Source organism: Paenibacillus sp. J22FR21 (assembly GCF_056269135.1).
In genome coordinates, this window is sequence record NZ_JBWDNJ010000012.1 from 119,370 (window position 1) to 145,272 (window position 25,903).

Genomic DNA, 25,903 nt, shown 5'->3' on the forward strand with positions numbered 1-25,903 from the left:
TCACAATTAATCCGGCGTGAACCCGAACTCTTTTTGTTTGGCTCTAAGCTCTTTGTTAATATCCTTGACTCCCTGCTCCAGCGACTCTCTTATATTCATCCCGCCCAGAACGACACGGTTCCAAGCATTATCGATGTTCCGAGGCGTAAAATATCCGCCAAGCACATACGGCTGTTCCTTGTAATACTTCAACTGCTCCGTCAAAGCCTTCAAGTCATCTTCCGGCCAAGGCAGCTGCGAGAAGGCTTCCATATTGGCCGTATTCCAGCGGGCCTCGACGCCAAGCAACGCTTCCAGCTCTTGCGCGAATTGCACCTGACTGTCCTTGCTCGTCCACCACTTCAGAAACTCCCAAGCTTCCTTCTGATGCTTGGATTGCTTGAAGATAGCTATGGATTGCGCAACCCCGCCGCTCGTACGATCAATCTTGCCTTCTTGATTGATATGCCCCGGCGAAGGCGCTACGCCCCAGCGGCCAATCAGCTCAGGCGCTGCCGTAGAGAGCAGTACGTAGGTCAAATAGTCGCTAATCCCAATCGGCATTTCTCCTGTACGGAACCGGTTGAAGAAGTTCGCGGCAACCGGAAATTTATAATTGGTGTACAGCTCCGTCCATTCCGTAAAGGCTTGAAAGGCTTCCGGAGAATCAAGCGCCGACTTCGCTCCGCTCTCTTGATAGAATTCTCCTCCGTTCTGATAGAGGAACGGCATGAAGCCGAGCGATGAAATCGGATAATACATCTGCATGCCGTTCTGCTGCAGGATCGGCAGCATGGCATACGTGTCTTCCCATGTTTGCGGGACCTTCACGCCTAGCTCCTTCAAGATATCCTTGCGATACACCAATACGTTGAAATCCTGCGTTTCCGGCAGCGCATAATTCCCGCCGTTATAGCCGAACGGAATCAGCGAGCCCGGCAGAAACCGTTTGCTGACTTCCTCGTAATCCGGAAACTGGGCTAAATCAACGGCAGCATCCCTAATCGCAAACTCGACGGGCAAATGGGAGTCCACTCCGGTTGCGACATCCGGTGCTTTACCGGAACTGGCCGCGAGCAGCAGCGTATTGACGGAACCCGAGTTGAGCTGTCCGGCCGGGAGCGTGTTCACGTTGATCCGTATCCCGGTCTTTGGCGTGAACTCTTCCTCCGCCATTTCCTTCATGATCTCCGCCCACTCTTTGCCCCGAGACACCCATACTTCGAGTACCGGACCTGTTTCATGTGCCGGTTGGTCCTTGTCGTAGACGCTGCCAACGCCGGTGTAGTCCTTCGTAAAAGAGGCGATGAAATTCTTCAGCGTACTTACGGACTTTTGAAAGAAATTCGATTTCACCTTCGGATACTTCGTATCCGGGGAGCTGACCAACAGGTAATCCAGCACGAGCGGGACATTCTGCAAGCCCATCAGCAGCGTGCTTAAGTTGGTCTGGCTGTTGCTGAGCTCCGAGATTTGCCTTGGAATCGAATCGGGATTGTGGATCATTTTCTCGAAGGTATGATTCATCATGCGAAGACTGTTTACCGTACTCGGTTCCTTCTCCGATATGGCATTCAGTGCATCCATTTGGACTAGCAAATCATCGGCAATGATCTTCAAATCATCAATAAGCTTAGGAATCTTCTTCCCCAGCTCGTATTCGAAGTTGGGATCCGGTGTCGGTCCGGTGACCATAATAATTCGCCTGTATAGATCGGACAGCTTCTGCGTATCCGCCGTTAAGTTCTCGACAATGGACTGATAAGGCCCGACAACCGCAACCATCGTGAGGGTATGCTCGCCTGCGGTTAGATGCATGAGCAGCGGCTGCGCATCTCCGTCTTCCTTGTCTTTGTGAAGGGTTTCAATTCGCCAGTTTCGGGAGTAGGAGAACGGATACTCAGCCAGCTCTTGAAACGGAACCTTCCCATCTATGAGAATTTGGCGATAAGACGGTAACCCATCGCCCCACCATTGTCCGAATTTCATGCCAATCTTATATAATCCATCCTTCGGGACCGAGAACGTCCATGAAGCCCTCTGTCCGCCTTTTCTCCAGCGCCAGTCGCCGAATGCATTCAGTAGTTTCGTTCCGTCTCCTGCCGGTTCCATTAAGGGGTCGCCATTGGATTCTCGGCGAATCGTCGGATCGGATTTCATCGGATTGTTCTCCGCTTGCACTTTCACGTTCACTTGCCGTACCGGCTCGAAGCCTTGTGATTCGTAGCCCTTCTCGATTTCGCCATAACCGGGCAATTGCTCCGGGGACTTCACTCGTATTTCATCCAGCGCCATCGCTTCAACCAAATAATTCATGCGAATAACATGCTTGCCTGCACCGAAGTAAAACTGAAAGGGCTCTGAGTACAGACCGTTTCCGTCCGTGATCGCGGTTTCCATCCAGATCGGCTTCTCGATTTGTTTCGGCCGAACGTCGTCACCTTGATTGTTCTGAAGCGGCTTGCCTTCATCCATCCAGTTACGGGTGAAATAGATCCGCTGCGCTTCGCGGAAAGGACTCTGCCCGTCAATGAGCAGCTCACGCTGAATCGGCAGCCTCTTCCCGGCTAGCGGATAATAGCTCGCCACGAGGCTGTAAAGCCCGTCCTCCGGAACTTCAATGGTCCACTCCAGCCACTCCGTATCCTTCTCCCATATCAGCGCGGATGAGGTACTCTCGACTGCTTTGGTACTCGGCTTAACGCCTCCGAAGGCTGAATAGTGATCGGCTTTAAGGCTGGCCTCGAAGGATTCGGCGGGCTTATAGCCCTTCTCCTTATACATGCCAAGCGTTTTCCCATAGGTTGGCTTCAGAATATCGTCAACGGACATATCCGTTAAATCCGCTTGCGGAACGCCTTGATTCTGATTGCGATCCCGTAATCGCTCGCTGGCATAAGATTGCAGGTTTTCGCCAAAGGTGACCGAGAAAACAAGAAAGGTGATCGATATAAGCATGACTTTCTTCCAGTTCAAAGCATCAATCCAATGCCATTTCAACAATCCTCACCTCTTTGAATTCAAGTAGGAAGGGGTAGCACTGGCTCCTACCCCTCTCGTTCCTATGTCTCTATTTGGCTGTTAATTTCTTGAGCTCATTATCTACATTCTTCTTCGCTTCATCGAGCAGCTTCTTCGGCTCGCCTTTTCCATTGAGCGCCGCATCCGAAGCCTTGAACGATTCATCCCACAGTTTCTGACCTGCCGGGGTAACAGGACGGGTATGCGCGATTTCCATTAAATCTACAAATACCTTCAACTTTTCTTTTTCCGTAATCTTCAATTCTTCGTTTACTTTCGGCATCGCCGTTATATCGTTGCCGGCATCGGCGCGTTTACCCCAAAGCAGCGTGCCTTCATAACCGGCGATAAATTTAAGGAGCTCCCACGATTCTTTAGGATGTTTAGCTCCCTTAGGCATGACCCACGACCAGCCGCCTGCCCAAGTGGTTTGCGCGTATCCGTCTTCGGAAGGCATCGGAGCGACGCCCCACTCAAAGGTTGGTTTGACCTTGGCGTTACTGGTCAAATCGTTTAAGATCCAGTTGCCGTCGAACACGAAGCCGACTTTACCCGTCCAGAACGGGTTAATTCCCGTTTTGCCCATGACGTCGTTGAACTTGTTGATCTTGGCCATGTCGTATTTCTTCGCATAACCGGCCATCCATTCCAGCGCTTTCACGATTTGCGGATCGTTCGGCGTTAATTCCTCGCCCTTCGCCCATTCTCCGCCAAAGTTCCAGCCCTGCGTATATAAGAAGCCTTGATTCATCCATGGAATAAAGCCGACTTGTTCGTACCCGCTGCTCGTCTTCTTAAAGATCTTCTCCGCTGCCGCATCGAGCTCGCTGATCGTGGTCGGCGGTTTCTCCGGATCAAGGCCCGCCTCTTTCATCAAGGTTTTGTTATAATACATGGCGCGGTTATCCGTGCCGAACGGCATCGCATACAGCTCGCCTTTATAATTCCCTTCGGCCCACACGCTTGGATAATAATCGTCTGCGCTTACATCTGCGTCAATCTCGAGGTAGGGAGTCAAGCTCTCGATCGAGCCTTTGGCCGCCCATGCTCCGGCCATGAAGCGATCCAGCAGCGCCACATCCGGCGGCGTGCCTCCGGCAATCAGCGTCGTTAATTTCTCGATCCCTTGCTCGGCAATGTATTTCACTTTAATATTCGGGTGCAGTTTCTCAAATTCGCTGATTACGATCTTGGTGTAGTCCGTCTGGAACTTGCCACCCCAGCCCCAGAAATCGAGTGTAACTTTCTCACCGCTGTCTTCGCTCGCTGTATTGTCCGGGGTTGCTGTGTTGTCTGGGCTTGCCGTATTGTCTGGACTTGTTGAACTCGATGCGTTATTCGCTTCGGTCGTATTCGTTCCATTCTCGCCATTCGTACCCCCGCAGCCTGTCAATACCAAACTTACCGATAGTGCAGCAATGAAAAACTTAATCATGCCCGGTTTCAAAGCTAGAGCTTCCATACCTTTTCTCCTCCTATTAACTCGTTTTACTGGGTATTCGTCGCTACACGTTCTCAGTGTAAACGCTTTTATTTCTAGTGGTAACGAGACTGCTTTTGCATTTAGTGTACTATTTTGACTTGATATGGTTTTTCTCGTAAAAAAAGAGAGTCTATCTCGTTCGATAGACTCTCTTCTCTATGGTTTATAATGTGTCCGGTGTGGGATGCTCCGTCTTGCTGCGTTCCTCGGACTTCACTTCAATGAGGTGAGCATCGAGTTTCCGCTTCAATTCGTCCAGCAGCGCTTGCGGCTCGCCTTGCAAATTGACAGCCAGCTTCTGCACCCGGTACAGCTCGTCCCACATATATCCGCCTATCGGCGACACCGGACGAATATAAGCATGGTCAAGAAGGTTCACGAATACCTCTAAGTTCTTCTTCTTATCCAAGCCCAGCTGCTTATTCACTTCCGGAATACTGCTCAAATCATAGGTTTCGCCGCGGCCTGCCCAGAGATACGAGCCTTCGATCCCCGCCGCATATTTAATAAATCGCCAGGCTTCTTCTTTATGCTTCGCGCCTTTGGGCATGGCGAACGACCAGCCCCCTGCCCAAGTTACCGATTGACCGCTTTCTTGGGTAGGCATAGGCGCAATTCCCCAATCGAAACTCACGTCATTGATATCATTCAACAGCCAATTCCCTTCATAAATAAATCCGACCTTCCCGGAAGCGAATGGGTTTACCCCGGCCTGCCTGATCGTATCCGAGAAGCTTGCCAGCTTCTTAGGGTCATACTTCTTCGCATAACTCTGCATCCATTCCAGCGCCTGGACGTTCTCCGGATTGTTAGGTGTCAGTTCTCCATGGTTCTCCCATTGACCGCCGAAATTCCATCCATTCGCATATAAGAAACCTTGCGCCATCCAAGGGACGAAGCCCACTTGCTCGTAATTGCCCTCCTTATTGAGGTTGAACATTTTCTCAGCCATCGCGTCTAACTCGGCAATCGTGGTTGGCGGCTTATTGGGATCAAGGCCGGCTTCTTCCATCATCGTTTTATTGTAAAGCATCGCACGGCTGTCTACGTTCCATGGCAAGGCAAATGTTTTATTGTTATATTGCGTTTCCGGCCAAATATTCGGATAGTAGAGGCTAGCCATACCGTCATGAGTCACATCGCTCGACAAGTCCTCTAATGCCCCCATCGATGCCCATTCGCTGATTAGGAAGCGATCAATCATAGCGACATCCGGTGCCCTGCCTCCCGCGATTGCCGTTAAGAGTTTATCTGAAGCCTGCGAATTATCGGAATTCTCGACAAATCTCATTTTGACTTTAATATCGGGGTTTGCTCTCTCGAAAGGTACGACGACCGTATCGTGAAACTCTTTCTGAAATCCCCCTCCCCACGGGAACCAGAAGCTTATCGTTACAGGACTGCTGCCATGCTTCGCCGTGCTCTTGGAATCCTGCTGCAAATCAGTCAAGTCTGTGCTGGCTTCCGAACTCGAACGGGTCCCTTTGATAAATAAGGCACCCGATAACATGATGATGATGATCATGAGGACAAGCATGAACGAAACAAGCTTTTTATTGCTTAAAAGCATTTTCATCGTGACCTACATCCTCTCTTACATTCTCGCGAAATCAGTTGCTTCTACTGCCCTATTGCGTCAGGCGCTCAGCCGGCATGCTTGCTTTGATTTCTCTGTGTAAGCGGGATCGTCATCGTGACTTCGGTGCCAGCGCCATGTTTGCTTTGAATCTCGATTCCATATTGAGTGCCGTAAGCGATATGGATTTGCGAATTAATATTCCGCAGGGCAAAATTATCGTATTCCTCAGGCCCTTTGCCGCCTAGGATAAGCTGCAGATCGGAGAGCTTGTCTGCCGCAATGCCCGCACCATCATCCGTTACCTTAAACTTCAAACAGTCGGCTTCGTGGATAAAAGCTACATCTAGCCGGCCTTTGCCTGACTTTTTCTCCAGACCATGATAAATCGCGTTCTCGACAAGCGGTTGGAAAATATACTTCAATACCGTATACTGCTCGAGCGAATGATCGACATGCAAATGAAGCGAAAACTTATCCTGGTAACGAATCTTCTGAATCATGATGTAGCTGTCAAGCAGTTGTATGACCTCGCTGACGGCAACCTCGTCCCTGCCTTCATTCAAGCTTACCCGCAAATATTTAGACAGCCCGAATATCATCGTACTGATGTCGTCAACCTTGTGAATACGGGCAATCCAATGAATCGAATCCAAGGTATTGTATAGAAAATGGGCATTGATCTGAGAGCCCAGCATCTTGAGCTGAAGCCCCTGTTCAAGCAGCTTCTGCACGTATAGCTCGTTAATCAACTCCTTGATACGAGCGACCATTCGGTTGAAATGACTGAACAGATAACCAAATTCATCCTCGCGCTTGTCTTCGATGCGAGCGTTAAAGTCGCCATTCTCAGCCTTGCGCATGGCTCGAATCATCTTCTGAAGCGGTCGATGGACCGTTGAGGCAATAAAGATCGCAAGCAGTATGCCGATGAAGGCGAAAGCCAGTCCAAGAGAGAGGATGTACCACCGCAGACTGCCTGCTTCCTTCATTAAATCAGCGCCCGGAAGCATACCGACCAGCGTCCAATTACTCGTTTCCAACCGGTTGTAGACAACCAGCATCTGTTCCCCATCCACCCTAGTGCTTACTATTCCCTGACTCTCTTTACCTAGCGGAACACCAAGCTTACTGGACAGACGTACCCCATCCTTATCGCCGATAATCTGCCCTTCATCATCAACGATGACATTCATGCCTGATCCGTTGTAGTCGATTTCCGACAGAATCTCGATGATCTCCGTTGGATCGACTTCATAGACCAGCACGCCAATAATTTCTCCGCGGGTCGTAAAGTTTTTCTCCGCACGGCCAAAGCTGAATACCAAATTGGTGTCTCCGCCTCTAATGAGCGACGGTCGAATGCCAAAATATACGACCTCGCCGTCAGCCTTCCGAATCTGCTTATACCAGGATTCCTGCATAAATTCATTAGCGTAAGCGTTATAGGCGGGAAATGACGTCTTAGGCGAATAATGGAAGGAGAAACCTTCCTCGCCCAGCAGATAGATATCATTGATGTCATTTCTTGAATTTACCAAATTTGACAAGAAAGCTGTATTCGCATCATTATTCTGTATTTCCTCTGTCTCATTGGCGAACTTTCCAATCAGCTGTTTCTGAATCTCCTCGTTGCCAACGACCTGAAGGGAACGATCCTCATAACCTTCCAAGAGAATATCGATCCGCTTGCTCATCTGCTGCACATTCTGAAGAGCCATGCCTCCGATTTTGTTCTCCATCAGCTCAGCGGATTTATCATAGAAGAGATAGCCCATGACCGTAATAATAATCAGCATGCTGGCTACAAAAAGGACAAATACTTTCATACCGACAGTAGGGAGCTTCAGCTTTCCGATAAGTGACGACATGATGGTATCCCTCTCTTCTTATGTGCCGTAGTTTCGAAATTGGGCAGGGGTGATCCCTTCCGATTCCTTAAAGGTTTTGACAAAATGCCGAAAGTCTCTGTACCCTACAGATTCCGCAACCTCATAGATCTTAAGCGGCGTCTGCTCGAGCAGTTCTTTCGCTTTCGCAACTCGAATGCGAATAAGATAGCGGCTCAGCGTCTCCCCAACCTCAGCATGGAATACCCTGCTAAAGTAGGAAGGATTCATATAGATCGTTTCTGCTACTTTATTGAGGCTGATGCCATGATGATAGTTATCGTGAATGTAGCGCAGGGCGATTTCGATCGTACTTCGCTGTCCGGACCCGGCAGCAGCTCGATCTTTCTTCAGAAAAGCACTTATTATTGCGTTCTTCCAATTACCCAGCGTACAGCGGTAAAGCTCAAGCTTCTGTTGATGAGTAACAATGTAGGCTTCTGAATGCTCTCTCACCAAGCACAGCTCTTTCCACTTGGATAGAAGGGTCCCCAGATACATATTCATCTCACATCGAACGGCAAGCGCGGAAGTCTGTTTAACAAGCTCTTCAATAAGCTCCGTCTGCTGGTCAAGCAGATCGGTTAGTTTTCCTTCATCCATCAGCTTGATGGCATGAAGAACTCGATTCATCCACGCCATGTCGAGTGCATCGGCTTTCATCGCAGTGGAGGGTATGCCCGCCGTGAACATAACCGTTTCTTTTCCTTTACAGGCTCCAACAGTTGCATCTGCCGGGCCATACACAAGACCAGGGCCGTTCAATACATATCCCGCACTGTTTGTAAGCGCTTCCCTAAAAGCGACTACCAGTCGTTCCCCCTCTGCCATGCTGCTGATGCCGATGCTAATTTGAATGCCCAGCACTTCAAGCGCACCTTCTATAACCCGCTTCGCGCAGCGGTAGACTTCCATAGCAGGATCGGCTGTCTCCATCTCCCACGAGCTAATAAGCGCTGCATCCGCAAATTCATTCTCATGTAAGAGACATGCCACGCACGATATATCTCCTTCTTGAAAGACCTCCTCCATGAGGTTTCCAAGCGCGTATCTGAGTTGCGAGCAGCCTCTCTCGCTTATGTCCCGCTCACCCCAATCATGGACGACTGCAGACAGGACAATGAGTCGATTCGGGTTCAGCTCAATGCGAAGCGCCTCCCACTTCGACAATAATTCCGGACCGGCAATGGGCTGGGTTAAACACATTTCCAAATGCTTCTGCCTAGCGAGGGGCAGACTCTCTCTAACACGACCCGAAAGCTCCTCTAATCGGAGAGCAAGCTCTCTCTTCTTCGTAATTTCGCAGATGCAGCGCTCAATAATCTCCATGAGGACCTTTTCCTCGATGGGCTTGAGGATATAATCGAAGGCTCCCAGCTTCACGGCTTTCTGCGCATATACGAAATCACTGAACCCGCTGATGAAAATAACCTTGATGTCCAAGCCTCTTCGCTCGATTTCTTCTATTAATTCCATTCCGTCCATAGCGGGCATTCTAATATCCGAGATGACGATGTCCGGAACATTCGCATCGATCAGCTTAAGCGCTGCACATCCATCTTCGGCATCGCCTATGAATGTAATGCCATGCGAGCTCCAGTCAATCGTCTGTTTCAATCCTTCACGAATCCAACGTTCATCATCGACTACCATAAGTTTGATCACATTATTTGCCCCCTTCGATCAAGCATCCCGCAGTAAAGCAGACTTTGACTTTCATATTACCGAAGCAGGGGAAGTTAAATAAGGTTGTTATTTTTGGATTTGGTGTATTATTTTTACCTTGCATGAATCCTCCTCATTGTTTCCTGTAATTGAAGAAATCCCCATCGCACAATTATACATTAATCGAGCAAAGAGGCCGTTCTTTGTCGAACAGTTGAAGTGATCTTTAGCGAAAATTAAGCACAAAAAGGGCCAACCCGTATTATAAGGTTGACCTATGTCGTCTTTAGTTCCTTATGCCTCCTTCAGTCCGAAGGTCTGCAGCGGGCCGAAGGTGGTCATCCGCGTTATCAACAAGGCCATCTCTCTGGGAGAAAGCTGCATGCCGTGTTCTAGCCAGTGCTGGATGACACCTAAATTTGCAGCAGCCAAATAAGCAATGATGTACTCACGCGGCATCGCTGCCTCTTCGGACTGAATCAAGGACAGCTTACTATAGATAAGCTTTTCCATTATTCTTCTTATTTGAATGGGATAAGCCGGATCGCCTTTAGGTCCTAAGAGAACTCTGAAAAATACGGCATGCAGGGTAAAGAAATCGAACAGCTTCAGGAAAGCCGGATCAGGCTCGTTACGCGCGGCATATTTCATGAGGTGAATAGGGTCGATCTCATTCACAATTGATAGAATTTCATTAATCATATCCTCTTTGCTCAACTCTAGTAAATCGTATTTATCCCGGTAGTGTAAATAAAAAGTACTCCGATGCAAACCGGCCTGCTGCATCAAATCCCGGATGGTTATCGCTTCTAATCCTTTCTCCTCCAATAAGTCAATTAAGGCATCTCTAAGCATCAGCTTCGTTCTTATTATTCTAGGATCTGTCTTGTCCTGCATGTTCTTCCACCTCAAAGTGAACTAATTTCTCAACTAATGAACTTCCTTAAGCCGTGTGTCGGATAATCGACTTTTAAGCGCATCTTGATCATTGAATTTATCCTCCATCTCATTATAATAAACTGTGTGACGACTAATCAACACAAAGTCGATTAAATGGGAGGGATTGTATATGAGATCGGAGACGACCCGTATGCAATATACGCGAGAATTTTTAGGCCAGCATCCTATTATGTTTCTCATCTCTGTTGTCTTCATTAGCTGTTGCGGGGTCATAGCAACATTGGGCAGTCTCTGGGCTATTCCGGCCATTTGCGTTGGCGCTGTCGTATTTATCTTAATCGAATATACGGCACACCGATTCGTTCTTCATGAGTGTCCGCAATTTGCTCCCAAATCCTATAAGGGGCATGTTGCTCATCACGAGACGCCTAACGATGTGAAGCATTTATTCGGACCGGTATCAGTCGATGTGTACGGCTATTTGATTATCCTCGCAGCGGCGTATTTGGTAACGGGATTTGACTGGCATCTGTCGCTAGCCGTCGTATTCGGTACATCCAGCTTTCAGATCTATTATCAATGGCAGCATTATATCGCTCATCGCCCTATCGTACCATTGACTCCTTGGGGGAAATGGATGAAGAAAAGACATCTGCTGCATCATCATATGGATGAGAAAGCGATGTACGGCGTAACGAACCCCGTGATGGATATGGTCTTGAAGACAAATCGGCTAAAGCGTAAAAACCGCAGCCCTCAATTTCCTAAAACGAATAAGGGGGATGCTGCACATGAGCGAAATGACAAGAAAATGGCTTAGTTGGATCGGCATCGCAGTAGCAATTATCGGCTGTTTCTTTGCCACTGCCTGGATGGGCAGCATAGCTGTTATCCTCGGACTCATTTGCATGGCAACCGGTCAAACGCCAGTGCGTTGAAATAGAAGCAATTCCAGTCGGGTTGCCATGATGCGACATACCTACCTTACTTTAGTCGAAGCAAACAACTTGCTCATACAAATCTAACTAATGGAGATGTTAACGATGAATGAAACAGCAGCAAAATGGCTTGGCTGGATCGGTATTGTATTGGCTGTAATCGGGTTTTTCTATTCGCCTTTCTTGATGGGCGGAATTGCCGTTATCCTAGGGATCATTTGCTTTGCTAACCCCAAGAAGGCAATTGCATGGTGGACGACCATTCTAGGTGTAATTGCATTGATCGTTCCATTATTTCAATAACTTAAAATAAACGTACGTTAAAAGTCTTTATAAATTAGGTAGGTATGTGGCATCATGGCGACCCCCACGATAGGTGGATTTACGATAAAGGATACCCTATTTTGTGAATAGGCATGCTATTATGGAATATTTGAAAAGACCCGATCATGTGAGCATGATTGGGTCTTAATCTGAGTGGCACTAGTTCTCCGCGTGATCCTTGTTCAACTTCTCGAGAATTCTGCGCTTCCGATACATCATTTTACCGGTTTCAGCGACATCCTGAAGGGTGGATCGGTTCAGATAGGCACCGAACAGCATGCCTGCGATCGGAATCATTTGGAACAGCTTCTTCCATCCGAAATTGTCTCTGTACGTGAGCATGACCTCGCGCCAGCCTTGCAGCTGGGACATGACCTGACCGCTCCGCTCACCGGATTGGAACACAGCCAGATCATCCAGAATCGCTTTCTTTCCGACGATATCAGCGGAGGAGAACTGCAAACATTTGACGATAAAGACCCGCTCCGCCTGTTCCGTCGGGTCATAGCCGTAGCTAATCGCCACCTCCTGCAAAGCTTTAAGTGAAATGCCGAGCAGGAGCGGAATATCAATGGCAAGTGTGAAAATACCCCCGATTCCCGTTGTCGCACCTTGCACCGTCGCCGTCTTGCTGCTTGTTTGGATAATGCGATCGGCGATCTCATCCATTCTACCTAGCGGAAGCTGACCGATTCGCACTAAGTCAGCTGTTTCATCCCGCTCCGCATTCGGAAAGAATTTGCGGTACATCTGATCCTTGCTGATCAGATATCGTCCGCCGCTCTGAACATAATTGCCGAGCTCGTCAAGCGCTGTGCCAATCTTATCCTGAATGAACTTTGGGGTGATTCGGTCCAAGATAGCAAAGGGCAGTCTGCCGAGCTTCTCCCAGAAGAACAGCCCTTTCTGATCTTGCTCCCATCGTTCGATTAGCTTTAATTCTGCTCTTAAATATTCGGTAGTTTCTGTATTCGTCATCATGGCGTGCACACCTCATCTGGAATTTTCCTTTTGCCCTACATACTGTAAAAAGCACCTTTACGTTTCATCTTATTCGAATCGAGGTGTTACTCCTAATTGAACAGAGAAACAGGCTGCCGATTGGCAGCCTCAGCCCGCAGTCTCGACAGCCACTATGTTGCCGAAACAACATGAGCAAAACTTTAGCGGTTGTCAGCGTGGCTATTTCATGAAAATAAGCCCGTTGGAATCGCTAACGGTTGTGACCCTGCCTGCTGATCATTTGTTGCGAAAGGTGGACAAGTACAACCAAAAGAGAAACCCGACGTTTGAAACAACGTTGGGTTTCTCGAGATTCTGACGCTGCTGAATTGGAAGAAGACAGCCGATTTGAAATCAGCTGTCTGTCTCTCTAACCGTTCTCGTATTTATAAATTCGTAGTTGTGTGCGGTGGCGCATGTACGGCAAGCCCGATTACGACAATTCTGCTTCCCTTTTTGTACCGCTGGAGCACCTTGGGAACCTTATTTCCCTTTGCGTTGATAATACTGATGGTAAGTGAAGCATTATTCCTCGTTGCCACATAGACGGCGCGGCCATTCGCGAAAATTCTTCTCCAGTTATGATCAAAATAATAGACCTCGTCTTTCAAATCCGACAAGGTATAGCGCCGGGTCAGAGCCAAGTGTACCACCTCCTTAACGTAAGTTATGTAGAGGCGGCTAATCATTCTTGGGCCTTTGTGCGATGCAGGCTATTGCTCATATCCACCTTAGAAATCGTTTATGAACCAGCAACACATCGTTCTGTACAGCCCATTTCCCTAAATCCGAGATGCCTTGATCTTCATCCTTAGCGAACCTAAAGCACATATGGACGGGGACGATATTGTTCCCATGTGGCTTGATTCCGATGGTTGGTCTGAAATACCCCATAATGAGGATGACTTTCATATCCTTCGCTTGAATGTTGCGTCCGTTTAATACCAGCTGCTCCCCGTGAAAATAGAGTTCAGTCGGTTTCTTACATCCTCTGACCAATGTCGTTAGCAAGACAACTACGCACAGGAGAAGCTCTGCAGCCGTAGCCCATAGGGTAATTACGCTGTCTTGGTCATGTATGGAGTCGATTACATGGTAGATGAATAGAATTATCATCATCGTCATGGCAAATATGATTCTGTTCCCTGAAGGATTTCTAACCGAATACTGCGCAGGTCCCAATCGTGTCTCCTCCTCTCATCGTCATACTCAAATAGTTGAATTTCTTCCATACGGTCACTCAAGGCTCATAACGTTGCCCCGCGATATATATTTCTATTGTCTCGTTCGGCCGAACTGGTTCCTGTATCAATTGCTGTCCCGGTCCGGGTTCCAGTTTCTGTTCCTGTTCCTGAATCACAAAAAGGTACTGATCCTTCTTATACAAAACATAATAAAGCATCATCAACGGATGAAAGTAGTCAATCCCCTTAATGCGGCAGCCAGTAAGGAACAGGAGTTTCTCCCCATCGGCAATCGTAAAAGGCATTCGGGTGCTTCCGCACCAATCAATGGTTAACCGCAGCTCATACTCGCCAGGCTCTATTTCGAACTGCACCTTCCCTCCATCTTCGACAGTCCCGAGCTGGATATCGTTCAGCAGAATAACATAGTCCCGGATTCGATTCACCCATTGGGACGTTCTCGCGATTTCAATGCACGCAGCCATCCACTCTCAACTCCCACCTGTTTATATGCTGATGGAAACCTCTACCTGTATACACCAGAATCTCGTCCCATCAACGGAGAGCGTCTCAATATATGATTAATTGTCCACTCATCTACTAAGATGCCTCTCGTGATATCCCGACAGGCATCTTCAATGAGCCATGCCCACCATACTGGCGTGAGCAGCTCCCACTCCTCAGGGTCAAGCGGGGAAACTTCATCATACGCTTGGACAATCTCATCATGCATGCCCCGCCACGAAAGTGCGAAGTCGGCGACTCGATGGTTCCAATGGGACAAATCAAAGTCAAGGATCCCCGAGAGGCGTCCGTCTAAGAAGCGCAGGTTCCACGGTGTGAAGTCTCCATGGATAACAATACCTGGCCGATCCTGAAGTTTAAGCCCTGCAATCCTCTCCCGTGCTCGATCAAGGTGCCATCGCAGGATACGGATCTCCTCCGGTTGCCTATGCTCTTGCTTGGATAGCATAGTGTCCAATGCCGGGTCATTTAGGATCTCCTCGCAGCGCCGCCAGCCTTCGCGCTGCCCGAACCCGTTAAGTTTCGCCAGATCATCGTGGAATTGAGCCAAAAGTCGTCCTCGAGCACGTTGTTCGAGAACCCGGTTAACTTCGGACGGCGGATCACCGGGGAGATAAGGGAACAGGCACCAATATTGACCGTCTACTTCAATAGGCGCTTCAACCGCAGGCGCGACGGGCCATCCTTGTGCAGCGACGCATGTCAGCAGACGTACTTCGTAGTCGATATTGTCAGTCGATGTGGACCACCACCGTCTCAAGACAAGTCGCTCTCCTAGACGATCTACAAGCCAATGCTGATTATGGGTTCCACCAATCGGATCGACTACTCGAATGCCGAACTTATCCAAAACCTCGTCGTTCGGAGGCATTAACCCGAGCTTGTTATCCATTATCCATTATGCATCCCCTTCCGGAGCAGCTTCATATTGAACACCTTATTTAATATGCTGTGGTACCATGGTAGGTTTTGATAGGATATACTCTTCCAACAGTTGGAAAGTTGCGCTGACCTTTCAGTTGGATGGGAAAACGACAGCCATTTGGCGGCTGAGCTCTTGAAGTTTCAGGTCAACCGGCTGATTGTCGACAATCGGACAATGTTCTAATCACCAGTCGGAAATCATCTTCACATGACAAAAACATGATCCGATAAATAAATAAGCCCGCGGTTTACGCGGACTTCATTCGGATACTGTTCTTGTCTTCCGACACTTGGCGATCTTAATTGTCGATGCGGGAGTATTAATGAGTGAGGTCGTACTCAATATATAATATGGATTTACGCGAACCACCTCTCTTATCAGTAAGCGGTTCGCTCTGTCATCTACAATCTCATCCAACATCTTATCCATTCCTTTCGTATGCGAATAGGCCTCAGCTCTTCAGCTCCACCGTTTTTGTTGCAATCTTCCTCGTGAATTCAATGTCATGTTCTACAAAAATCAAGGTAGGCTGATATTCAAGCAGCACTTCCTCGATCTGCATCCGGGAGATAACGTCTATAAAGTTAAGCGGTTCATCCCAAACATGCAGATGGGCTTTTTCACAAAGGCTTTTGGCGATCAAGACCTTCTTCTTCTGACCTCCACTGAACATAGACATGTCTTTCTCAAACTGTATGCGGGAGAAATCGAGCTTGCGCAAAATCGCCTTAAACAGGCTCTCATCAATCCCCTGCTCCCGGGCATAGTCGGACAAGTCTCCTCTTAAATGCGAAGTATCCTGCGAGACATAGGAGATTTGCAACCCGCTGCCTTTCTGGAAAGCGCCGGTGTACGGAATAGGTTCGCCAAGAATCAGCTTAAGCAGGCTCGATTTTCCCGACCCGTTCGGCCCGGTTAAAGCAATTCGCTCTCCCTGGTTAATGGTGAAGCTGACGTCCTGGCAAATCGTTTTGCCGTCATAGTGTATGGCCACGTCGTCCAGTTCAGCCAGTAGGGACTTGGGATAAACCAGCTGCGAAATTTGCAGGTTCTCCGAAGTTTCTATGTTTTTGAGCAGTTTGGATTTCTCCTCAATCGCGGATTGCTGACGCTGCTCAATCGACTTCGAGCGTTTCATCATTTTGGCGGCTTTGTGCCCGATATATCCTTTGTCTACCTTGGAACCGGAATTGCGTGTTCCGTTTTTGCTTTTCTCCACCTCATGTGACCATTGGCCGGTTCTTTTGGAGGCATCGGACAGTCGTTTGATATCTTTGACGAGTTTTTCGTTTTCGTTCAGCTCAAACTGATCCTGCAAATGCTTGTTTGCCCACCAGCTGGAGAAGGTTCCTTTTTGAATTTCAATATTGGTTTTATTAATCGACAGAATATGATCCACGCAATGATCGAGGAATGCCCGGTCATGCGACACCAGAATATACCCTTTTTTCCCGTTCAAATATTGGCTAACCAGCTTTCTCGCATGTACATCCAAGTGGTTGGTCGGTTCGTCGATCAGCAAGAAATGATTTTCCTTTAAAAATAAGGCGGCTAGCTGCACCTTCGTTTGCTCTCCGTTGGATAACGTGTTATACGGCCGGTACAGCACGTCTTCCGCAACTTTGAGAAGGGAAAGCTCGCGCTCCAGCCTCCAAAGTTCATAATCTGGGTAAATGTCGCTCACAACATCCATGGTCAGATTATCCGGGTCATTAACGGTGAATGGGAAGTAATCAAAGCCGACCGGGGACGAGATGGTTCCGCTGTATTCCATTTCACCGAGGAGCAGCTTCATAAACGTCGTTTTACCGCGCCCGTTTCTACCCGTGAATCCCAGTTTCCAATCGGTATCGATCTGGAAGCTGACCTTCTCGAAAATAGTGTCATAGCTGCCCTCATACGCAAAGGTCAGGTTGGATACTTGAATCGTTGACATGTTTTTCCCTCCTGCTGCTGAAAAAAAATAAATGAGCTGCAAGAAAGTTACTTTTCTCGCAGCTCAAAAATATACATCAGGCCAGCCCGTACGGAGGGCAGAAGCAGTATATAAAAGAGTGAAAGAATAAGTAACTTTCCCGTGGCAATAAAGAACAAAACAACGCAAAATCACCTTTGTTTTATCCCCTAAGACCGGCAAGAAATATTACATTATTCAATCACTCCAATCGTTAAATTTGGTGTCATCATAACACATGGCCGAAGGCATTTCAACCCGTCGCTGGACTCTCCTGCCTATAAGCTTTGCAAATGAAATCGACTCAATTTCATGAAAATCACACCATGCACAAAATGCTGAAATACCATTCGCGCGAATGGCATTTCAGCATTTTTACGTCTTTCCGCTATCTTGCAGAGCACTTTCTAAGCGAAATCAAACGGCTTCATATTAATGCGGTCATCATACATCCGGTCATCTCGGACTAAAGCATTCGTCTCGACAACCTTCCAGTCCTGTTGGTGCAGTCGTTTCAAATAGAGAACAATGTCATAGAACGAGTAGTTGCGATTCGAGTTCAGCAGGTACGTGTTGCTTTCGTAATTCAGTGCGATGCCCACGATCGCTGCTGCGGTGTCTTCTAGAAAGCTGCAGGAAGGATACCACTGCGAGCTGGCCTCGATGCATCCATTGTCCCGGTGGCCTCTGCATAGGAAATCAAACATATTGTTGGAACCTGTTTCGGAACCGATTTGCCACCCTAGCCGAAGAATATAAGCTTCAGGATATACCTCTTTCAGTAGTTTCTCGCATTGAATCTTATAAACGCCGTAGCTATTTTCCGCGTCAGGAATGCTCTCAGGCGTATATGGCCCTGTCTTGTCCTCCGAGTACACCGAAACCGTGCTTGTGAACACAAGTTTTATTCCCAGTTTCTTCGTTGCTTTAGCGATATACTCCAACCATTCAATTGGACCGGTTGCAATGTGGAAGAAAATATCCGGTTTCGTCTCTTCTATGAACCGATATACCTCTTCTTCGTTATCGATGCCTACTAAATCACGGTTCCAGACCGTGACATCAAGATTTCTAGACTTCAATTCTCTGTTCACATACGGCGCCACAGCTCCGTTATTTCCTGTAATCATAGCCTTCATCGTATACAACTTCCTTTGCTAAGTTATTAATTACCCTTTATTAGCTCCTGCCTTCAAGCCTTCCACCATGTACTTCTGAAGCAGCAAGAAAATGATGGTGATAGGAACGGCAACGAGCACGGCTCCGGCAGCAAATGTAGTAAACTCCGTATTCGAGCGATCGCTAATCAATTCAAACAGACCAATTGCGAGTGTCTTGTTCTCGGGCGAGCGTATGACAAGTCTTGCAAATATAAAATCCATCCAAGGACCAATGAAATTACTGACCGCAACGAATACGAGAATCGGCACCGACATCGGCAGCATGATTTTAGTAAACACTTTCGTGTTTGATGCCCCGTCTATCTTGGCTGCTTCCTCCAAACTGCGGGGCAAGCCGTCAAAATACCCTTTTACCAGCCAGGCGTTGAACGGAATAGAGCCGCCGGCATACACGAGAATCAATCCCCACAGATTGTCCAATAAATTGATCTGCAGCAGCAGAATGTAGATGGCGATCATGCCCATAAAGCTAGGAAATATTTGAAGCACAAGCATCGTCATTAAGCCGTAACGGCGGCCGGGAAACCGAAACCTCGAAAATGCGTAGGCGGCGGTCACAATCAGCACCGTAGACAAAATCATATTGAAGAAGGCAATCATCAATGTGTTCTTGAACCAGAGCCAATACGGCGTTTCCGTAAACAAGTGTCTAAAGTGCTCCAATGTAATCCTCTTTGGAATGAACGTGCTAGCATATAAGCTGTCACCGGGATTCAAGGAACCGGAGATAATCCAAGCGACAGGGTAAACAACCAGTACGACGGTAATGGATAAAACAATGTAAATGGCCGACAGTGTTACGACTTCCATAAGCGACGTTTTTCTCGTCATCATGACAGCATATCCTCTTCCTTAAAGACTTTCGTTCTTCGGAAATTCCAAATCGAGAGTGCTGCAATTATTATGAAAACAATAATAGAAACAGCTGAAGCTACATTAAACTTGCTATTGTCTAAGGTCAATTTGTAGATCCAACTGATCAAAATGTCAGTTGAGCCTGCGTAGCTATACTTACTGTCTACCGGACCACCCGTATTAAGCAGGTAAATGATATTGAAATTATTAATATTTCCGGCGAAAGACATGATGAGCAGAGGCAGCGTTGAAAACATGACAAGCGGCAACGTAATGGACTTAAACTTGTTTAGCGTAGATGCTCCATCTATTTCCGCAGCTTCATAGAGTTCCTTGTCAATTCCCGTCAACACGCCCGACATGAGAATGAGCCAGAACGGAAAACCAATCCAAATATTAGTAATGATGATTGCCGTTTTCGTCCATATGGGGTCGGAAAGCCAAGGAATTGGACTGATAGACAACATCTTAAGATATTGGTTCAATGGACCGAATGCTCCGTTGAAGATATTACGGAAAATAAGCAACGAGATGAACGTTGGAATTGCCCACGGAAGAATCAGAATGCCCCGCCAAAGTTTTTTGAATCTTACTTTTCGATAGTTAATCATTAGAGCATATAGCAATCCAACACCGAACGTTGTCACGGTTGAAATGACCGCCCATACAATCGTCCATGCAAATACGCCATAAAAGGTTTGGCTCCATGATTTCAACGTAATCAGATCTTTAAAGGTATCCAGCCCAGTCCAGCTCACAAGGTTTTTGGGAGGAAGATGATCGGGACCGGAATAATTCGTAAACGCGATCAGAACTCCGAACAGTAAGGGCAATATCGTTAAAAATGCCGTAAAAACAATGGAAGGAATCAGCAACATGTATGGAAATCCTTTTTCCCTGATGTTCTGAACCATCTCTTTGAAAGAATTGACGTGCATGCCAGCCTCTCGCCGTTTACCAACTGCATGCGCGTCCCGAATATTCAAATAGTACACGAATAAGAACAGAGCAAGTGTAATGATACAAATGATCCCGGAAATGAGAAGAAAGATGGAATGATCCCCGATTGTAACAATACGCCCTCTGCTTCTAACCTGCGGCTGCTCTCCAAGCGTTATCACGCCTATGATGCCTTTTATAATAGGGTGACTCATTATTAGGATGAAATAAATCTCAAGTAGAAAAAAACCGATTCCCTTTACATATTGACGATTATAAATTTGACCCAAACCCATGAATAGAGTAGAGAGAATTGTTCCCCTGACTACATTTACACGATGTTTTGCTGTTCCTGTTTCTATAGCCTCCATTGGTTGCAAGTTCGTAAATCACCTTCCCGTGTAGATTACGAACTACTGTACAACTACATACAGTAGTTCGCGCACGCTTCCTTTATTTCGCAGCTGCAAGGGAGTCCTTAAGATTGGCAACCGCCTGATCCAACGCCGTCTTGGGATCTGCATTCTTATTCCAAATGAGATTATACGCTTGCTGCATCGGCACCCACATCGAATTGTTCGCAGGAATGTTCGGCATCGGAACGGAATATTTCACCTGCTCCATGAATGGCGCTACGTTAGGATCGTTTTTGATTGCATCGCTCTCCCATAGGCTCTTTAAAGCGGGGATCTGACCAACCATTTCAAAACGCTTACGCAGCATCTCCTCCGATGTGGCAAACTGCGCCAGAAGAGAAGCAGCATCCGGATATTTGCTATAGGCGCTCTGATAAATGGATTTTACATTGGAGAAGCTCTTCGGATGCTCACCTGTTTCAAGCAGAGGGAATGGTACGATTCCGAAATCCACACCCGCTTCTCGAATGCTCTTTAAGTCCGGTGGAGCACCAATCCGAAACATCAGCTTACCTTCATTGAACATGGAAGTGATAATATCAAACGTCATGTCCTCTACGCTTAATGGCAATATTTCTTTGTGTATGCGTTGCAGCAAGTTGCCGGCCTTTATCGCACCTTCACTATTCAATCCCGATAGGTCGGTTGGGTCTGTATTGTTACTGCCAAACACATAACCACCATAACCCGCAAGGAAGGCATGGACATAATAGAAGTCATCCGCTTGCATCATAAAACCGAATTTATTTTGCTTCGCATCCGTGAAAGACTTTGATTGTTCAATCAATTCATCCATCGTCGTAGGAACTTCCTTGACCAAGTCTTTATTGTATAACAGCGCATAAGTCTCAATACTTAACGGATAGCCATAAAGAATGTCCTTATAGGAAGTGCCGTCTATCGCTTCCTTAACAAACATTTCTTTATACTCATCAGTAAAATAATTTTCCATAAGTACACCTGATGCTGCTAGCGTTCCTGTGTTGTTATGGGCGGAGGTAAATAAATCCGGTCCCAACCCGGCTGGCCCATCAGTCTGAAGTTTTTGAAACGCATCAACCGTAGATTGATCTGTATATTCAATTGCCACACCATATTGTTTTGTAAATGCATCCCCTACGAATTTCATCCATTCCAAATCTTCTTTATTTCCCCACCACCGAATCGTTGCGCCTTCCTCTGGTTTCAAGCTTTTTTCATTCTCCGCCGACTGATCGGCGGCCGATGCCGGCTCGCTGGCAGATGTGCCGCCATTGTTTTTGGAAGCACTTTCATTATTGCCATTGCCACAAGCCGCCAAAGTAAGCATAACAATCATCGCAAGAATGAGACTTGATATCTTTTTCATGTTAACCTCCAAATATCGATTTTTTCATTCAACCCACCTGATCATTTTCACGAAAACAACGGATACCGGCTAACTCTGCACACCTCCTTGTCCATAAAATGGATCATCGCAGTGATCGATTTGAATCTTGGTCCATCATAACAACCCTCTATAATATTGTCAATTATTTATCGATAAATTATCGATAAATAATTGAGTTTTATGTTCGCATCCATTGCGAAAAAAAAGCACAATGAAAGGATCAGACGCCTGGACTTTCAGGTGTCTCATCCTTCATTGTGCTGCTGTAAATTTCATCACTATTCACATGAAAAAAAATCCGCCGAACCCGTTCGGCAGAAAAGTTGGCGCGATATCATGTCCGTTTCTGTCATCATAAGGGAATAGCTAGCCGCTCCGGCTATCCAGCTATTCAACTTTGCTATTAACGGTTGCCGTAGATTCCCTAACCACCAGGTACGAAGGCTGCAACGACATATCCAGTCGGTTGTCTTTCATTAGCAGCTCCAAAACAATAAAGAGCTTCTCTCCCATATTACCGAGATCCGTATGAATCGTGGTCAATTTCGGCGTGATGTAGCTTGATAATTTGATATCATCAAATCCGACTACGCTGATGTCTCGCGGAACGTTAAGGCCCATCCCCTTTAATTCCTTAATCGCACCGATAGCGAGCATGTCGTTGCAGCACATAATCGCTGTCACGCCCATACTGACTAAATGACGTGCTAAGGGAGCCGCCGATTCCTCCGTAAAGTTCCCATTGCATACAAGTTCAGGGTCATATGCAATTCCGCGTAACGCGATACTGCTGATATACCCCCCCAGCCTTTCCTTGCATACATAGGCATCATTCTGACCGTTAATAAAACCGATGCGAGTGTGGCCCAGATCAACCAGATGATCGATCGCCAGTTTCATGCCTTTCATGTTGTCGCAGCATACGCTGGCAACCATTTGGTTTTCCAGAAAGTTATCTAGAATGACCACAGGATGGCTTGTCGTTTTCAACTGTTCGAAATAAGGATTGAAATTGCTTAAACCTAATATGACGGCACCGTCGAATTGATATTCATTCATCAATTCATCGAAGGATTTCGAATGATTCAGCGTATAATCCAGTGACATTATAGATACTTCATGCCCGCTATGAATCGCATTACGCTTGAAAGCCATCATGACCTCATAATCGAAATACTGCACATGATTATCCTCCGGCTGGTCGATGAAGACGCAAATCCGTTTGTGATTATCTCCTTTCCGCTTGGCTACATAGCCCATGTTAATCGCCGTTTTCAATATTTTCTTTTTCGTTTCCGGATTTACGTCCTCTGCGTCGCTTAAAGCTTTATATACCGTGCTTACTGATATGTTCATTTTCTCTGCAATTTCTTTGATTTTAGCCACAGTAGCAGCACTTCTCTTTCTCCTTGAAGTCATGATTTCACAACATTAAACAGAATTTTCAATATCACTATAACAAAAGCCAAAAGCTACTCTCAGTTGCTTAACTAAGTTCTTTCAGCATGTCCTTAGGCCTATTATTCGTATTATATCATATGGAGGAATACACCAAAACTTCATGAATATTACCCTGTAGCGATTTCTCCCCTGCCGCCATTATAACAAGAGTCTATAATACTGTCAAAAATTATCGAAAATTTATCGATAATTTTTTAGTTATCTGTCTGTTTGCATTCCTAACATTTTCGGATCGAAAAAAGGAGCAACTACCGTTGGCAAACTGCTCCATGCTGCGTTCAAACTATCGTTCCCCGTTAAGACTGAGCCCCAAAAACGTCTCCAGATAGTTCAATCATGTATGAGTTCCACCGAAGAGATTTTCAATAATTCTAAAGTTCTCCTGTAGAGTTTTACTGCCATCTACTTCTATTACATTTAACTGTAAATCAAATGCATTTTTTTGGACTAACTCTGAAAATAATGCATCCCTAAACATCCAATTGTTAAAAGCTACAGTGGGATTTTCAGTGCTTTGCAATATACCTTGTATCCATTCCCTTTTGGAATATTGTGCTTTCTGAAATTGCTCTGTCGGAATAATCCAGATGGCCTTATGATGTTCATATAAATGTGCTGATACAAGCGAAGGTAATAATTGATTGCCTTCAACAACAACAGGTCTATCGCTATTCTTCGCAAGGTCTTTTATAACAAACGAAAAGTCCTCAACAAAAGCTTGTATATATACACTTAACTGTTCCTGGACTTTCCTTGTATAGAAAGCTTCATTAGGGTTCATCGTAGAAACTTTATGCATCGCTGGGTACTCATTAGTTGAAACATCCTGCAAATGTCTATCAAAATGTTCATCACATGAATATAGCTCCAATCCATACTTTTCTGCATACATTTTTGCTAATGTGCTTTTACCCGCACAGGAGGAGCCACCTATCCAATAAATAACTTGATTTTTGAGCACTCTTTCCACCTCAAAATTTCAACTACTTCTGCCGCTTAGTTACTTCGGCAAGCTTAAACTTAAATTATATTCGCTAGATGATATGAATTCCCCTCTATATTAAGGTTTTACCATGCTATCCTGCCCGTTACTTCAATGAAAAACAGCAGCCGATAATCAATCCTGCTGCCATCATGCTATATTGAGCTATTGAAACGCCTCAGCCATTTCTACTGCACAACCAACTTCAAGAACTAGCCTTGACTATTGCAACGTAAAGGGATCGCTCACCAAATCAATTTGCGGGCTTTCCGCATCTGTGCCAAGACGTATACGTTTCACAACCCGGTACTCACCTGCTGGCAACAATAAACAACAACGAAGGCTACCGACATTTTGATTCGGTAGCCTTCGTTACGTTAACGGGCAGGATAGTTGAATTCAATTCACGAATACCTCAAAGATAACGTTCACGTCGGCGTAACGCACATTAATTTAATTAACAGTAGTTTCATTCCAGCTGTATTCCATATTGCGTGCTGTTTCTAGTGCCCTATTCCGTCCATAGATCTTCTCAACTACATATAATGACATGTCGATACCTGCACATACTCCAGCGGAAATTATGATTTTCCCATTATCAATATACCGCTTATTTCTTTCAACTGTTGTTGACAATGGTACAATATTCTCTAAAACGTCAAATACGTTATGATGCGTTGTTACCTTAAGTCCTTCAAGGAGATCGGCTTTAGCTAATAACAAAGCACCAGAACATACCGATAATAGTTGTTCAACTTCATTATGCATGCCTTTGATCCACTCTAATAAACGATTATTGTCCATCTCTCTCCTTGTTCCTATACCACCGGGAATTAATAAGATGTCGAGCTTTGGACAGTTGGAAAAACAGTAGTTGGGAATAATGCTTAGGTTTCCATTGCTAGTTATAGGCTTTAATTCTTCTGCCACAGTAAATATATTGATATCATTATTTCGCTTAGCTTCACTAAAAACTTCAAAAGGACCAGCAAAATCAAGTAAAGTAATGTCGTCAAATAATAAAATAGCTATGTTTTTCATAAGTAATCACCTCAACGTTTTTCTTGAAGTCTATCAGTTGAGGCAGATGCTATACATGGACTCCTAGTATATTCTTATGTACTTTAACACTATACCACGCAATTCTACCCGTTACTTCAACAAAACAAGGAGCAGATGCCGCCGGCAAACTGCTCCTTGTTTATTCAGCTAACGTCTCCCGTTACTTCAACGGTCACCATATTCGTGGCAACCTCGTCAGTTTCCTGTTAAAGATTGAAATCAATGGTGCCGACATGTGCCGGCACCATTGATTTACTGATTATTTTCAGGCAT

General features: G+C 46.2%; 22 protein-coding genes. 3 read left to right on the forward strand and 19 right to left on the reverse strand.

All coding sequences use genetic code 11. The features are described 5' to 3' along the window. Positions 1 to 6: 6 nt before the first annotated feature. From AC0YNS_RS29235 to AC0YNS_RS29260, 6 genes are all read right to left on the reverse strand, one after another. A complete protein-coding gene (locus AC0YNS_RS29235) occupies positions 7 to 2,979 on the reverse strand; it encodes an extracellular solute-binding protein (protein WP_475784444.1) in 2,973 nt (990 codons plus the stop codon). A gap of 70 nt (positions 2,980 to 3,049) precedes the next feature. Beyond that, positions 3,050 to 4,462, reverse strand: coding sequence for an ABC transporter substrate-binding protein (locus AC0YNS_RS29240; protein WP_475784445.1), 1,413 nt, complete (start codon positions 4,460 to 4,462; stop codon positions 3,050 to 3,052). Positions 4,463 to 4,646: 184 nt separating this feature from the next. Continuing rightward, positions 4,647 to 6,059, reverse strand: a complete 1,413-nt coding sequence (locus AC0YNS_RS29245; RefSeq protein WP_475784446.1) for an ABC transporter substrate-binding protein — start codon at positions 6,057 to 6,059, stop codon at positions 4,647 to 4,649. A 68-nt stretch (positions 6,060 to 6,127) separates the two neighbouring features. Next, positions 6,128 to 7,930 (reverse strand): cache domain-containing sensor histidine kinase, encoded by a 1,803-nt coding sequence (locus tag AC0YNS_RS29250; RefSeq protein WP_475784447.1) that lies wholly within the window; start codon positions 7,928 to 7,930, stop codon positions 6,128 to 6,130. Positions 7,931 to 7,948: 18 nt separating this feature from the next. Further along, a complete protein-coding gene (locus AC0YNS_RS29255; RefSeq protein ID WP_475784448.1) occupies positions 7,949 to 9,613 on the reverse strand; it encodes a response regulator transcription factor in 1,665 nt (554 codons plus the stop codon). A 294-nt stretch (positions 9,614 to 9,907) separates the two neighbouring features. Next, positions 9,908 to 10,510 (reverse strand): TetR/AcrR family transcriptional regulator, encoded by a 603-nt coding sequence (locus tag AC0YNS_RS29260; protein ID WP_475784449.1) that lies wholly within the window; start codon positions 10,508 to 10,510, stop codon positions 9,908 to 9,910. Positions 10,511 to 10,682: 172 nt separating this feature from the next. On the opposite strand from AC0YNS_RS29260, the gene AC0YNS_RS29265 reads away from it, so the two are divergent. The 3 genes from AC0YNS_RS29265 to AC0YNS_RS29275 all read left to right on the forward strand — a co-directional run bounded on the left by AC0YNS_RS29265 (position 10,683) and on the right by AC0YNS_RS29275 (position 11,754). Next, on the forward strand, positions 10,683 to 11,333 hold the full coding sequence (locus AC0YNS_RS29265; protein ID WP_475784450.1) for a sterol desaturase family protein: 651 nt from the start codon (positions 10,683 to 10,685) through the stop codon (positions 11,331 to 11,333). Then, positions 11,305 to 11,451: a hypothetical protein gene (locus tag AC0YNS_RS29270; protein WP_475784451.1), complete on the forward strand. Its 147-nt coding sequence runs from the start codon at positions 11,305 to 11,307 to the stop codon at positions 11,449 to 11,451. The genes AC0YNS_RS29265 and AC0YNS_RS29270 overlap by 29 nt, the downstream gene beginning before the upstream one ends. A gap of 105 nt (positions 11,452 to 11,556) precedes the next feature. Next, positions 11,557 to 11,754, forward strand: coding sequence for a hypothetical protein (locus AC0YNS_RS29275; RefSeq protein ID WP_475784452.1), 198 nt, complete (start codon positions 11,557 to 11,559; stop codon positions 11,752 to 11,754). A gap of 180 nt (positions 11,755 to 11,934) precedes the next feature. Here AC0YNS_RS29275 and AC0YNS_RS29280 read toward each other — a convergent pair whose 3' ends face one another. From AC0YNS_RS29280 to AC0YNS_RS29340, 13 genes are all read right to left on the reverse strand, one after another. Continuing rightward, positions 11,935 to 12,753: an EcsC family protein gene (locus AC0YNS_RS29280; RefSeq protein ID WP_475784497.1), complete on the reverse strand. Its 819-nt coding sequence runs from the start codon at positions 12,751 to 12,753 to the stop codon at positions 11,935 to 11,937. 410 nt (positions 12,754 to 13,163) lie between these two features. Next, positions 13,164 to 13,421: a hypothetical protein gene (locus AC0YNS_RS29285; protein ID WP_475784453.1), complete on the reverse strand. Its 258-nt coding sequence runs from the start codon at positions 13,419 to 13,421 to the stop codon at positions 13,164 to 13,166. Between the two features lie 76 nt (positions 13,422 to 13,497). Further along, complete coding sequence (locus AC0YNS_RS29290) at positions 13,498 to 13,902, reverse strand: hypothetical protein (RefSeq protein WP_475784454.1); 405 nt, start codon at positions 13,900 to 13,902, stop codon at positions 13,498 to 13,500. Between the two features lie 115 nt (positions 13,903 to 14,017). After that, positions 14,018 to 14,446 (reverse strand): hypothetical protein, encoded by a 429-nt coding sequence (locus AC0YNS_RS29295; protein ID WP_475784455.1) that lies wholly within the window; start codon positions 14,444 to 14,446, stop codon positions 14,018 to 14,020. Positions 14,447 to 14,487: 41 nt separating this feature from the next. Next, complete coding sequence (locus tag AC0YNS_RS29300; protein ID WP_475784456.1) at positions 14,488 to 15,378, reverse strand: phosphotransferase enzyme family protein; 891 nt, start codon at positions 15,376 to 15,378, stop codon at positions 14,488 to 14,490. A 484-nt stretch (positions 15,379 to 15,862) separates the two neighbouring features. Further along, positions 15,863 to 17,347 carry an Lsa family ABC-F type ribosomal protection protein gene (locus AC0YNS_RS29305; protein ID WP_475784457.1) on the reverse strand — a complete coding sequence of 495 codons (1,485 nt, stop codon included), beginning with the start codon at positions 17,345 to 17,347 and terminating at the stop codon, positions 15,863 to 15,865. Between the two features lie 425 nt (positions 17,348 to 17,772). Further along, positions 17,773 to 18,504, reverse strand: a complete 732-nt coding sequence (locus AC0YNS_RS29310; RefSeq protein ID WP_475784458.1) for a sugar nucleotide-binding protein — start codon at positions 18,502 to 18,504, stop codon at positions 17,773 to 17,775. A gap of 30 nt (positions 18,505 to 18,534) precedes the next feature. Then, entirely contained in the window at positions 18,535 to 19,377 is an 843-nt protein-coding gene (locus AC0YNS_RS29315; RefSeq protein WP_475784498.1) for a sugar ABC transporter permease, read from the reverse strand. Next, complete coding sequence (locus tag AC0YNS_RS29320; RefSeq protein WP_475784499.1) at positions 19,377 to 20,711, reverse strand: carbohydrate ABC transporter permease; 1,335 nt, start codon at positions 20,709 to 20,711, stop codon at positions 19,377 to 19,379. Before AC0YNS_RS29320 ends, AC0YNS_RS29315 begins: the two co-directional genes overlap by 1 nt. Before the next feature lie 82 nt (positions 20,712 to 20,793). Beyond that, positions 20,794 to 22,104, reverse strand: a complete 1,311-nt coding sequence (locus tag AC0YNS_RS29325) for a sugar ABC transporter substrate-binding protein (RefSeq protein WP_475784459.1) — start codon at positions 22,102 to 22,104, stop codon at positions 20,794 to 20,796. 408 nt (positions 22,105 to 22,512) lie between these two features. Beyond that, on the reverse strand, positions 22,513 to 23,511 hold the full coding sequence (locus tag AC0YNS_RS29330) for a LacI family DNA-binding transcriptional regulator (protein WP_475784460.1): 999 nt from the start codon (positions 23,509 to 23,511) through the stop codon (positions 22,513 to 22,515). A gap of 409 nt (positions 23,512 to 23,920) precedes the next feature. Next, complete coding sequence (locus tag AC0YNS_RS29335) at positions 23,921 to 24,547, reverse strand: hypothetical protein (protein WP_475784461.1); 627 nt, start codon at positions 24,545 to 24,547, stop codon at positions 23,921 to 23,923. A gap of 474 nt (positions 24,548 to 25,021) precedes the next feature. Continuing rightward, positions 25,022 to 25,609, reverse strand: coding sequence for a DJ-1/PfpI family protein (locus AC0YNS_RS29340; RefSeq protein ID WP_475784462.1), 588 nt, complete (start codon positions 25,607 to 25,609; stop codon positions 25,022 to 25,024). Between the last annotated feature and the right edge of the window lie 294 nt (positions 25,610 to 25,903).